General features: G+C 69.0%; 12 protein-coding genes. 9 read left to right on the forward strand and 3 right to left on the reverse strand.

The features are described from left to right. The first annotated feature begins 213 nt into the window (after positions 1-213). From tsaB to B0E41_RS13380, 4 genes are all read left to right on the forward strand, one after another. Positions 214-1,014, forward strand: coding sequence for a tRNA (adenosine(37)-N6)-threonylcarbamoyltransferase complex dimerization subunit type 1 TsaB (gene tsaB, locus B0E41_RS13365; protein WP_253194831.1), 801 nt, complete (start codon positions 214-216; stop codon positions 1,012-1,014). 124 nt (positions 1,015-1,138) lie between these two features. Continuing rightward, positions 1,139-1,633, forward strand: a complete 495-nt coding sequence (gene rimI, locus B0E41_RS13370) for a ribosomal protein S18-alanine N-acetyltransferase (protein ID WP_253194833.1) — start codon at positions 1,139-1,141, stop codon at positions 1,631-1,633. Between the two features lie 5 nt (positions 1,634-1,638). Further along, positions 1,639-2,508, forward strand: a complete 870-nt coding sequence (locus tag B0E41_RS13375; protein WP_077331659.1) for a uracil-DNA glycosylase — start codon at positions 1,639-1,641, stop codon at positions 2,506-2,508. An 87-nt stretch (positions 2,509-2,595) separates the two neighbouring features. Continuing rightward, positions 2,596-3,369, forward strand: coding sequence for an alpha/beta hydrolase (locus B0E41_RS13380; protein WP_077331650.1), 774 nt, complete (start codon positions 2,596-2,598; stop codon positions 3,367-3,369). Between the two features lie 15 nt (positions 3,370-3,384). On the opposite strand, the gene B0E41_RS13385 is transcribed toward B0E41_RS13380, so the two are convergent. Both B0E41_RS13385 and B0E41_RS13390 read right to left on the reverse strand, forming a co-directional pair. Continuing rightward, on the reverse strand, positions 3,385-3,723 hold the full coding sequence (locus tag B0E41_RS13385) for a hypothetical protein (RefSeq protein WP_077331651.1): 339 nt from the start codon (positions 3,721-3,723) through the stop codon (positions 3,385-3,387). Positions 3,724-3,745: 22 nt separating this feature from the next. Continuing rightward, positions 3,746-4,630 (reverse strand): EamA family transporter, encoded by an 885-nt coding sequence (locus B0E41_RS13390; RefSeq protein ID WP_077331652.1) that lies wholly within the window; start codon positions 4,628-4,630, stop codon positions 3,746-3,748. A gap of 115 nt (positions 4,631-4,745) precedes the next feature. Here B0E41_RS13390 and pyrF point away from each other — a divergent pair, with 115 nt between their 5' ends. The 5 genes from pyrF (at position 4,746) to B0E41_RS13415 (ending at position 8,498) form a co-directional block, all read left to right on the forward strand. Continuing rightward, the gene (gene pyrF / locus B0E41_RS13395) at positions 4,746-5,585 is read left to right on the forward strand and encodes an orotidine-5'-phosphate decarboxylase (RefSeq protein WP_171984760.1); all 840 of its coding nucleotides are present in this window, start codon (positions 4,746-4,748) and stop codon (positions 5,583-5,585) included. Positions 5,586-5,665: 80 nt separating this feature from the next. Next, entirely contained in the window at positions 5,666-6,379 is a 714-nt protein-coding gene (locus B0E41_RS13400) for a glutathione S-transferase N-terminal domain-containing protein (RefSeq protein ID WP_077331653.1), read from the forward strand. Then, positions 6,376-6,993, forward strand: a complete 618-nt coding sequence (locus tag B0E41_RS13405) for a glutathione S-transferase family protein (protein ID WP_077331654.1) — start codon at positions 6,376-6,378, stop codon at positions 6,991-6,993. The genes B0E41_RS13400 and B0E41_RS13405 overlap by 4 nt, the downstream gene beginning before the upstream one ends. A 57-nt stretch (positions 6,994-7,050) precedes the next feature. Then, on the forward strand, positions 7,051-7,878 hold the full coding sequence (locus tag B0E41_RS13410) for a MipA/OmpV family protein (RefSeq protein WP_077331655.1): 828 nt from the start codon (positions 7,051-7,053) through the stop codon (positions 7,876-7,878). A gap of 92 nt (positions 7,879-7,970) precedes the next feature. Beyond that, the gene (locus tag B0E41_RS13415; protein WP_077331656.1) at positions 7,971-8,498 is read left to right on the forward strand and encodes a hypothetical protein; all 528 of its coding nucleotides are present in this window, start codon (positions 7,971-7,973) and stop codon (positions 8,496-8,498) included. Positions 8,499-8,544: 46 nt separating this feature from the next. Here the strand turns inward: B0E41_RS13415 and uvrA are convergent, their stop codons facing one another. Next, positions 8,545-11,577 carry an excinuclease ABC subunit UvrA gene (gene uvrA / locus B0E41_RS13420; RefSeq protein WP_077331661.1) on the reverse strand — a complete coding sequence of 1,011 codons (3,033 nt, stop codon included), beginning with the start codon at positions 11,575-11,577 and terminating at the stop codon, positions 8,545-8,547. Between the last annotated feature and the right edge of the window lie 70 nt (positions 11,578-11,647).

Here is an 11,647-nt window from a genome sequence, read left to right on the forward strand (position 1 = left end):
GGGGTGGGCCATCACGGTCTCGGGAGGGGCAGACGGCACCGAGAGGCCGACCTCCGGCTTCAGCCGCAGCTCGCCCGCGCTCAGATCGCTGTCCTGGGCTGGCAGGGGCAGCGAGAGGGCCGCGAAGAAGGCGATCGCACCGAAGCGCAGCAGGGGAAGGCAGGTCATGGAGCCGCGATTATGGGCCGCAGACCCTCGCCGATAATGCCCCTCATGCCGTCTTTCCTGCGCCTGCTCGCCATCGACTCCAGCACCGACATCCTCTCGGTGGCGTTGGGCAGCGGTGCGCCGGGTGCGCCGATGTGGCAACACAGCGGGCCGGGTGCTGCGCAGTCCTCGGCCACGCTCTTGCCCACGGTGCAGTCCCTGCTGGGCCAGGCCGGCTGGACCTTGCACAGCCTGGACGCCATCGTGTTCGGGCGTGGCCCGGGCTCGTTCACCGGCTTGCGCACCGCCTGTGCCGTGGCCCAGGGTCTGGCGTACGGCGCTGGCGGTCTCCCGGTGCTGCCGGTGGACACCTTGCTGGCCCTGGCCGAAGCGGCGCGCGAACAGCGCCTGATCGCCGGCCAGCCGCAGCCCGCCGTGATCGCGGCCCTGCTCGACGCCCGCATGGACGAGACGTACGTGGCGCTCTACGCCTGCGGCCCGCAGGGCCTGGAAGCCACGCCGCTGCAGCCGCCGCGCCTGTGTGCGCCCGCCTTGCTCGGCGCGCACCTGCGCGAGAGCCTGCCGACGGGGCTGACGCTGGAGGCGGGTGATTGCCTGCTGGCGGGCAATGTGTTTGAGCCCTACGCCGCCGGGCTGGCCGACCTGCCCGGGCCGCGCGAGCGCGCGCTGCCCACGGCAATGGCCCTGCTGGCACTCGCGCCAGCGCTGCTGGCCGCCGGGCGGGCGGTGGCCGCGCAGGACGCCTTGCCGCTGTACGTGCGCGACCAGGTCGCGCGGACCACCGCCGAGCGCGAACGGCTGCGGCTGGAACAGGCCGCCCTGCGGCCCGCGCCGCAAGGGGCTTGAGGCGCAAGTCATGTCGCAGTCTCAGGCCACCGGTTCCTCAGGGGTTGTCATGCCCGGTGACGCCCTGCGCGACTGGCCGGCCGCGCCCGACGCCCACCCGCAGCGCCGCGTGGCCTTCGAACCCATGACCGACGCCGATCTGGACGCGGTGCACGAGGTCGAAAAGCTGGCCTACACCCACCCCTGGTCGCGACGGCACTTCGCCGACTCGCTCGCCTCGGGCTACCCGGCCGTGTTGCTGCTCGGCGAGGCGCTGCCCGGCGAGACACCGCACCCACGCCGCGCCGACGGGCGCGTGCTGCTCGGCTACCTGGTGGCGATGCCCGGCGTGGACGAGGTGCACCTGCTCAACATCACCGTCGCGCCCTCGCAGCAGCGCCAGGGCTGGGCCCGCTTCATGCTGGACGCGCTGGCGCTGTGGTCGCGCGGCCAGCGGGCGCAATGGCTCTGGCTGGAGGTACGCGCCAGCAACGCGCCGGCCCGGTCGCTGTACACGCGGTACGGCTTCCAGCAGGTTGGCCTGCGCCGCGCCTACTACCCGTCGGGTCCGTTGCAGCGCGAAGACGCCGTGGTGATGAGCCTGAACCTGGTCGCCGGTGGCGCTGGAGAAACCCGATGACCGACATGAACACCCCCACCGACGACGACCAGGCCGCCACCTCCTTCGTGCCCCAGCTCGACGCGCGCCAGCGCGCCATGCTGGCCGAGATGGGCGTCAAGGTCTGGGCACCCCGGGCCGTGGCGCCGGAGGCCGAGGTCCAGGCTCCCGTTGCCGCAGTGGCGGCTGCGCCGCCACCGCCCGCTCGCCCGCCGGTCGCCGTTGTGGCAGCGCCGGTGCGAGCGCCCGTTGCAGCGCCGGTGGTGCCCGCACCCGCCGCCGCACCCGTGGTGGCAACCGTCGAACGCCAGCGCCCGGCCGACGTCGGCGCCATGGACTGGGCCACGCTGCAGGCCACCGTGGCCAGTTGCGAGGCCTGCGGCCTGTGCAAGAGCCGGCGCAACACCGTGTTCGGCGTGGGCGACACGCAGGCCGACTGGATGATCGTGGGCGAAGCCCCGGGTGAAAACGAAGACCTGCAAGGCGAGCCCTTCGTGGGCGCTGCCGGCCAGCTGCTCGACAACATGCTGCGCGCCGTGGGCCGCAGCCGCGCGGGCGAGGGCGCCAAGGGCGCCTACATCGCCAACGTGCTCAAGTGCCGCCCGCCGGCCAACCGCAACCCGCAGCCGGCCGAGGTCGCGCAATGCGAGCCCTATCTGGCGCGGCAGGTGGCGCTGGTGCAACCGAAAGTCATCGTCGCCATGGGGCGTTTCGCGGTGCAGTCGCTGCTGCGGACCGACGAGCCCATCGGTCGCCTGCGCGGGCGCGTGCACCGCTACGAGGGCGTGCCGGTCATCGTCACCTACCACCCGGCCTACCTGCTGCGCACCCCGGCCGACAAGGCCAAGGCCTGGGCCGACCTGTGCCTGGCCATGGAGACGGTGGAGGGGTCCTGAAACCCAGGGGTTGCGGGTTGTTCCGGAGCAGACGAAGCCACTGGGCGGGTGCATCATGCGGCGACACACCACCCGAGGAGAACCCCCATGACCCATCTTTACGACGCTCCCCTCATCGGTCACGGCCCGCGCAAGGTGATCTGCCTGCACGGCTGGTTCGGCCACGCGCGCGGTTGGGGTCCGCTGGTCTACCACCTGGACAAAGAGGCCTTTAGCTACGCCTTTCTCGATCAGCGCGGCCACGGCCACCGCAAAGGCAGCGGCGGTCCTTACAACATCGCCCAGATTGCGCAGGACGCGCTGGCGCTGGCCGATTCGCTGGGCTGGGACCGCTTTGCGCTCGTGGGGCACTCGATGGGCGGCCTCGCGATCCAGCACGTGCTGGCCGACGCGCCACAGCGCGTGCAGGCGTTGGTGGGCGTGACCCCGGTGCCCGCCAGCGGTGTGCCGTTTGACGAGGCCGGCTGGGCCTTCTTTTCCGCGGCGGCGAAAGACGTGGGCACCCGCCGCGCCATCATCGACCTCACCACCGGCAACCGGCTCACCGGCGTCTGGCTGGACCGCATGGCCCAGGGCTCGGTGGCGCATTCCGTCGAAGCGGCCGTGGCCGACTACCTGATGGCCTGGGCCAAGACCACCTTCGTCGAGCGCATCCAGGGCCAGACCTTGCCGGTGCTGGTGATCGCGGGGGCCAACGACCCGGCGCTGGGCGAAGCGACCTGCCGGGCCACCTGGCTGCAGCACTACCCCAACGCGCGGCTGGAGGTGATGCCCAACGCCGGCCACTACCCGATGGACGAAACCCCGATCGCGCTGGCGACGGCCATCGAGCGCTTCCTGATGGCTGCGATGCCAGGCTGACGACTCTCGGTCCCGTCAGCGCCCGGGGTGGTCGGACTGATCGACCATGGTTTGCCATTTCTCCTGCCGGCGAACAGGATCCTTTTCTTCATGCACGTGACGCCATTTTTCATAGACGTCACTGCTGTATTTACCGTTGTCACGGAAGACGGCAGGCACGCGAGACGGGAAATGGCCGATCCACAGCATCATCAAAGGGCCCAGTACCGGAAGCAGTCCCAGCACGCTCAGGCTGACCTTGAAGAAGAGGTGCTCCTCTGAGCGCCAAAGACGCCAGATCAGAAAAACACTGACGCATCCGGAGAGCACCACCACCCACAGGCGCGCATCAAAGGGAGGCAAGTTCAGGTCCATGTGACAACTTGTGTGTTGAGGGTCAGGCCGGTTTGCGCACGGGCCACAACACCGTCGCGATGGCCAGCATCACCAGCGCCACGGCGGTCCAGTCCTGCCAGTGCAGCACCTCGTCCAGCCACCACGCGCCGCTGAACACACCGAGCACCGGGATGAACATCACCGACAAGGTGGACGCGATGGGCGGCAGGTCGCGTGCGAGCATCAGCCAGGCCACCTGCGCGAACGCGAACACGCCCAGCGCGTTGTAGACGATGGCCGCCCATTGCGTAGGGTTGGGTGCCATCCAGGCGTCGCGCTCGAACAGCAGCGCGATCACCGTGATCCACACGGCGGTGATCACCGTCATCCAGAACGAGATCGCCAGTGTGGGGTGGGCGATGCGCGTGCGCCGCATGTGCTGCGTGCCCAGCGCCCAGGTGGCGGCGGCCACCAGCATCATGGCGACGCCCAGCGGCTTGCCGGAGAGCGTGGTGATTTCGTGCCACAGCAGCAACAGCACCCCCAAGGCCGCGGCGGCCACGCCGAACCAGGCGCGGCCCGCCAGCCGCTGGCCGAACCAGGCCGCGCCGATCAGCGCTGAAAACACCGGCATGGTGTAGCCCAGGATGGCCGCGCGCCCGCTGGAGAGCGACTGGATCGCGAGGATCGCCAGCGTGTGCCAGAACAGCATGTTGAACACGGTGAGCACCGCCAGCTCGCGCCAGTGTTCGCGCCCGATGCGAAACGGCACTTTTCGCCACACCAGGAACAGCGCCAGCACCGGCAGGCCGAGCCACATGCAGATGCTGCGAAAGGTCAGCGGTGGAAAACCCGTGACGCCGAACTTCATGATCGGCCAGTTGATGCCCCAGACGATGGTGAGCAGGACGAGCAGGATCAGTTGCTGGCGGGACAGGGCATGCATCCGCGCGATCTTAGATGAGACCCCCACGCTCCGCCGCTGCGCGGGTCGCTGCCCCCCGAGGGGGCCTGCTGTGTTCGGCCTGGCCGTTCCGAAGCTGAAACGTAAAATCCGGGGCATGACCTTCCTCGACATGTTGCGCGGCGCCGAGCGCCAGAACCGTTCCCTGCTCTGCGTCGGCCTGGACCCGGATCCGGCCAAGTTTCCTGCCGGCATGAAGGGCGACGCCTCGCGCATCTACGACTTCTGCGCGGCCATCGTCGAGGCCACGGCAGACACCGTGATCGCCTTCAAGCCGCAGATTGCCTACTTCGCCGCGCACCGCGCCGAAGACCAGCTGGAGCGCCTGATGGCGCACATGAAGCGCGTGGCGCCGCAGGTGCCGGTGATCCTCGACGCCAAGCGCGGCGACATCGGCAGCACCGCCGAGCAGTACGCCATCGAGGCCTTCGAGCGCTACGGCGCCGACGCCGTGACGCTCTCGCCCTTCATGGGCTGGGACTCCGTGCAGCCCTACCTCAAGTACCACGGCAAGGGCGCCTTCCTGCTCTGCCGCACCTCCAACCCCGGCGGTGACGACCTGCAGAACCAGCGACTGGCGACGGTCGAGGGCCAGCCACGGCTGTACGAACACATCGCGAGCCTGGCGCAAGGCCCCTGGAACCTGAACGGCCAGCTCGGCCTGGTCGTGGGCGCCACCTACCCGGAAGAAATCGAGCGCGTGCGCGCGCTGGCCCCGACGTTGCCGCTGCTGATCCCCGGCGTGGGCGCGCAGGGCGGTGACGCCGTCGCGACCATCCGCGCGGGCCACCGCACACAGGATGGCGAGACCACCGGGCCGGTCATCGTGAACTCTTCGCGCGCCGTGCTGTACGCCTCGGGTGGCGAGGACTTTGCTGCGGCGGCACGCACCGAGGCGCTGCGCACGCGCGACCTGTTGAACGCCGCAAAAGCCTGACTCCCGGCGCTGCCCGCAGGCGACAGCCTTGGGGGGCCGGCCTGGCTACCATGCAGGCTTTGCCTGCGAGGAGCCGCCGCATGATCGATTTCTACACCGCCGCCACGCCCAACGGGCACAAGGTGTCCATCGCGCTCGAAGAACTGGGCCTGCCCTATGAGTTGAAGGTGCTGGACCTGTCGAAGCACGAGCAGAAGACGCCCGCCTTCCTCGCCATCAACCCCAACGGTCGCATCCCGGCCATCGTCGACCGGGAGGCCGATGACTTCGCGGTGTTCGAGTCGGGCGCCATCCTCATCTACCTGGCCGAGAAAACCGGGCGCCTCATGCCCACCGACGCCAAGGGCCGCTCGCGGGTGTTGCAGTGGCTGATGTTCCAGATGGGTGGCATCGGTCCCATGATGGGCCAGGCCAATGTGTTCTTCCGCTACTTCCCCGAGAAGATCCCGGCCGCCATCGACCGCTACCAGGGCGAATGCAAGCGCCTGTTCCGCGTGCTCGACGGTCACCTGGCAGACCACGAATACCTGGCGGGCGACTATTCCATCGCCGACATCGCCAACTGGGCCTGGGTGCGCACACACCGCTGGTCGGGCGTGGAGATGGACGACCTGCCGCACCTCAAGCGCTGGCGCGACGCGATCCGCCAGCGCCCGGCCGCGCAGCGCGGCATCGAGCGGCCGCCGTCCAAGGTGGACCTTTCTCGCGACGGCGACGCCGGCGCGCAGAAGTTCGCCGAAGAGGCGCGGCGCATCGTCGAGACCGGCCAGAGCCTCACCGGGGGCCGGGCATGAAGCTGTTTGTGGCACCCCGGGCGCCCAACCCGCGCCGCGTATTGATGTTTCTCGTGGAGAAAGGCGTCAACGGTCTGGACCTGGTGAACGTGGACCTCAACGCCGGAGAGCACAAGACAGAGGCCTTCCGTGCCAAGAGCCCGCTGGCCCGCATCCCGGCGCTGGAGCTGGACGACGGCCGCGTGCTCACCGAGACCCGGGCGATCTGCACCTACCTGGAAGGGCGCCACCCTGAGCCCAATCTCATGGGCGTGGACGCCACCGAGCGCGCCTTCATCGAGATGGCCGACCGGCGCATCGAGTGGTACTTCCTGCTGCCGGTGGGCAACTGCGTGCGCCACACCCACCCGGGCCTGGCAGCGCTGGAGCAGCCGCAGTTCCCGGAGTTCGGCCGCTCTCAAGGCGAGAAGCTCCTCGAAACCGCCACCTGGCTCGACGCCGAGCTGCAGCGCCAGCCCTGGGTCGCCGGGCAACGGTTCACCATTGCCGACATCACCGCCTTCTGCGCGCTGGAGTTCGCGCGCCTGATGCGCTTCAACGCGGGCGAGCAGGGGTTGGCCGCGCTCCAGGCCTGGCGCGACCGCGTGGCGCAACGGCCGAGCGCCCGGGTTTGACCCTGATACTGGTATTCCCGCCCGCAAGGCGGTCCAACGCGTCGGTATGATCCGCCGATGCCCACGATCTGCCGCCCCCTTCTTTGCCTCGCCTCACTCACCGGCGCCTTGTTCACGGCCAGCGCCTGGGCCGAAGACGCCTCGCGCGACAAGGAGGACGATTTCCTCATTGGAGCCTCCGTCGTCAACGGCAACTCGCACGTCGGGACCGCGCAAGGCTCGACCACCGATCTCAAGCCGTTGTGGGCGTTCCAACTGGGCCCGTTGAGGGTGTCGCGCTCGCGCGCCAGCGCCCTGATGAGCGTGGGGCGGGATGCGCTGGAAACCGGTCTGTCGACCGTGTTCAGACCCACAGAAGACCTCAGTCTCAATGTGTCGCTGCGGTTGGACAACGGCCGCAGTTTCGACAACGATCCGCTGTTGCGTGGCCTGCCCGACATTGGCACCACGGTGCGCGCCCGGCTGTCCGCCCGGCGCGCCCTCGGCCCCCGCTGGAGCTGGAGCATGAACACCGACCACGACCTGCTCGGTCGCGGCGGTGGCCTGCGGCTGGGCACCGGCGTCAACTACGCCTACCCCTACTCCGACGACACGCTGTGGGATGTGTCGCTCGGCGCCGGCCTGGGCAACGCCCGCTACATGCAGACCCACTACGGCATCACCCTCGAGGGTGCGCAGGCGACCGGTCGCGACACCTACCAGTTGGGTGGCGGTCTGGAAAACCTGCGTGGGGGCATCAACTTCTCCACCGCGCTGGGCGACAACTGGGTGGCCTTCGGCGGGCTGGAGATGTCACGCATCGTGGGCCGCGCCGCGCGCAGCCCGCTGGTGGGGCGCCTGGCCACGCACAGCGTGACCATCGGGATCGCGTACCGCAGCCGGTGAACCCGGGTTGCCCGGGGGTGCCCGAGCTGGGTTACCTTCGGTTGCGGTGCAGGCGCACACTACGGGCTTCCTTACCTGAGGTTCATCGCACCATGCCCACCTTGTCCACCTCCCTTCTTCGCGCCCTGATCCTGGGCCTGACGCTCGGCACCGCGCTGCATGGCGCCCATGCCGCCAAACCCGACTGGGTGGAAGGGGGCCAGAACGGCAAGGGCCATGGCAAGCAGGACAAGGGTGACAAGCCGCCGAAGATCCGGCAAGCACCGGTGGCGCGCATCGCCGCGCCGACGGTCACGATACAGATCGGCGGCTATTTCAGCGAACCCCAGCGCCAGGCCACCCGGGCCTACTACGAGCCGCGCGTGCGCAGCGGCAAATGCCCGCCCGGCTTGGCCAAGAAGCAGAACGGCTGCATGCCCCCGGGCCAGGCCCGGCAGTGGCGCCGCGGCGAGGTGCTGTCCCCCTCGATCGTGTACTACCCAGTGCCGGCTGCGGTGCAGGTGCAACTGGGACTGCCGCCCTCCGGGCACAAGTTCGTGCGCGTGGCCACCGACATCCTGCTGATCGCCGTGGGGACCGGCATGGTGATCGACGCCATCGAGGATCTGGGCGGCCTTTGAACCCGGCCAATCGCTGCCCCTGAGGCGGGCGAAGACCCGGTGTCGCTCAGCGGTTCAGCAGCCGCGCCAGATAGCGCCCGGTGTGGCTTTCGCCGTTGGCGGCGATGTCTTCCGGCGTGCCCACCCCCACCACGGTGCCGCCGCCTGAGCCGCCTTCGGGGCCCATGTCGATCAGCCAGTCGGCGGTCTTGATGACGTCGAGGTTGTGTTCGATCACCACGATGGTGTTGCCCGCGTCGCGCAGCTGGTGCAGCACCTTGAGCAGCAGCTCGATGTCGGCGAAGTGCAGGCCGGTGGTGGGCTCGTCCAGGATGTAGAGCGTGCGGCCGGTGTCGCGTTTGCTCAGTTCCAGTGCGAGCTTCACGCGCTGCGCCTCGCCGCCCGAGAGCGTGGTCGCGCTCTGACCGAGCTGGATGTAGGTCAGGCCCACGTCCATCAGCGTCTGCAGCTTGCGGTGCAGCGTGGGCACGGCGGTGAAGAAGGCGTGCGCCTGTTCGACCGTCATGTCCAGGATCTGCGCGATGTTCTTGCCCTTGTACTGCACGTCCAGCGTTTCGCGGTTGTAGCGCTGGCCGTGGCAGACCTCGCAAGGCACGTAGACGTCGGGCAAAAAGTGCATCTCCACCTTGACCACGCCGTCGCCCTGGCAGGCCTCGCAGCGGCCACCGGCCACGTTGAAGCTGAAGCGGCCCGGGCCGTAGCCGCGTTCTTTCGCGGTGGGCATTTCGGCCATCAGTTCGCGGATGCCGGTGAACAGCCCGGTGTAGGTGGCCGGGTTGCTGCGCGGCGTGCGGCCGATGGGGCTCTGGTCGACGTTGATGACCTTGTCGAAATGTTCGATGCCCTCGATGGCATCGTGTTCGGCCGGTTCTTCGTGTGAGCGGTAGAGCGTGCGTGCGACGGCGGCGTAGAGCGTGTCGTTCACCAGGGTCGATTTGCCCGAGCCCGAGACACCGGTCACGCAGGTGAGCAGGCCCACGGGAAAGGCCACGCTCACGCCCTGGAGGTTGTGGCCGGTGGCGTTGACCACGCGGATCTCCTGCAGCTCGCCCAGCGTGGCCAGGTGCAGGGCTTCGCGTGCGCTGCGGCGCTCGGCGGCCGGGCTCATGGGGAAGCGCGACTTGATCGGCGCGGCCTTGGCCGCAGCGGCGGCTTTGTTCACTGGCAGCCAGGGCGTGCGCCGCGCGGGCACGGCGATCGCGCGCGCGCCGCTCAGGTACTGGCCGGTGAGCGAGCCGGGCGTGGCCATCACTTCAGCGCAGGTGCCTTGTGCCATCACATGGCCGCCGTGCACGCCCGCGCCCGGGCCCATGTCGATCACGTGGTCGGCGCAGCGGATCATGTCCTCGTCATGCTCCACCACCAGCACCGTGTTGCCGAGGTCGCGCAGGTGCTGCAGGGTGGCGATGAGGCGGTCGTTGTCGCGCTGGTGCAGGCCGATGCTGGGTTCGTCGAGCACGTACATCACTCCGGTCAGGCCGCTGCCGATCTGGCTCGCCAGGCGGATGCGCTGCGCCTCGCCACCGGAGAGCGTGTCGGCGCTGCGGTCCAAGCTCAGGTAGTTCAGGCCCACGTCGTTCAGGAACTTCAGGCGCTGACGGATCTCGTTGATCACGCGCGCGGCGATGTCGCCCTTGGCGCCCGGCAGCTGCAGTTGGCTGAAGTAGGCCAGCGACTCACCGAGCGTGATGTGGCTGATCTTGTAGATGGGTTGTTTCTGCTCGCCTTCACCCACGAACACGTGGCGCGCTTCCAGGCGCAGCCGGGTGCCGTCGCACGCGGGGCAGGGTTGGGTGGCGCGGTAGCGGGCCAGCTCTTCGCGCACGTTGGCGCTGTCGGTCTCGCGGTAGCGGCGCTCGAAGTTGCGGATGATGCCTTCGAAGGGGTGTTTTTTGCTGATCTTCTTGCCCGCACGCTCGCCCGATTCGAGCGCGTAACTGAATTTGATCTCTTCTTCGCCCGAGCCGTATAGCAGCACCTGCTGCACCGCTTCAGGCAGCGATTCCCAGGCCGCTTCGGCGTCGAATTTGTAGTGCGCCGCCAGGCTTTCGATCATGGCGAAGTAGTAGCCGTTGCGCCGGTCCCAGCCCTTGATGGCGCCGCTGGCCAGGCTGAGCGTGGGGAAGGCCACCACGCGCTCGGGGTCGAACACCTCGGTGTGGCCCAGGCCGTCGCAGCTGGGGCAGGCGCCCATGGGCGAGTTGAAGGAAAACAGGCGCGGCTCCAGCTCACCCACGGTGTAGCTGCAGACCGGGCAGGCGAACTTGGCCGAGAAGCCGTGTTCGGCGCCGCTGTCCATCTCCACCGCGATCGCTTTGCCTTCGGCCAGGCGCAGCGCGGCCTCGAAGCTTTCGGCGAGGCGCTGGCGCAGTGGATTCACGGCCTCGTCGGCCGCGTCGGTGCGCACCTTGATGCGGTCGATCACCACGTCGATGTTGTGTTTCTCGGTCTTCTTGAGCGTGGGCAGGGCTTCGGCTTCCAACACCTCACCGTTGATGCGGAAGCGCACGTAGCCCTGGGCCTGCATGTCGGCGAACAGCTCCAGGAACTCGCCTTTTTTCTCGCGCGCCACCGGCGCCAGGATCATGAGGCGCGTGTCCTGAGGCAGGGCCAGCACCGTGTCCACCATCTGGGCCACGCTCTGCGAGGCCAGCGGCAGGTCGTGCTCGGGGCAGTGCGGCGTGCCGGCGCGGGCGTACAAGAGGCGCAGGTAGTCGTGGATTTCGGTCACCGTGCCCACGGTGGAGCGCGGGTTGTGGCTGGTGGCCTTCTGCTCGATGGCAATCGCCGGCGACAGACCCTCGATCAGGTCCACGTCGGGCTTGTCCATCAGTTGCAGAAACTGCCGCGCGTAGGCCGAGAGGCTCTCCACGTAGCGGCGCTGGCCTTCGGCGTACAGGGTGTCAAACGCCAGGCTGGATTTGCCCGAGCCTGAGAGCCCCGTGATCACCACCAGCGCGTGCTTGGGGATGTCGAGGTCGATGTTCTTCAGATTGTGCGTGCGCGCGCCGCGCACCGACAGCACGGCCGCCGTGCGCAGGGCGGCGGCGTGGGCGGGGCTCAGTGGAGCGGCGGGCATGTCCGGCGCGGGGCCGGGCAGCGGGGTCGTGTTCTGGGTCAAGGCGGTGCACCAGGGGCGGGTTCTGGCG

Source organism: Hydrogenophaga sp. A37, from assembly GCF_002001205.1.
Classification (GTDB): domain Bacteria; phylum Pseudomonadota; class Gammaproteobacteria; order Burkholderiales; family Burkholderiaceae_C; genus Hydrogenophaga.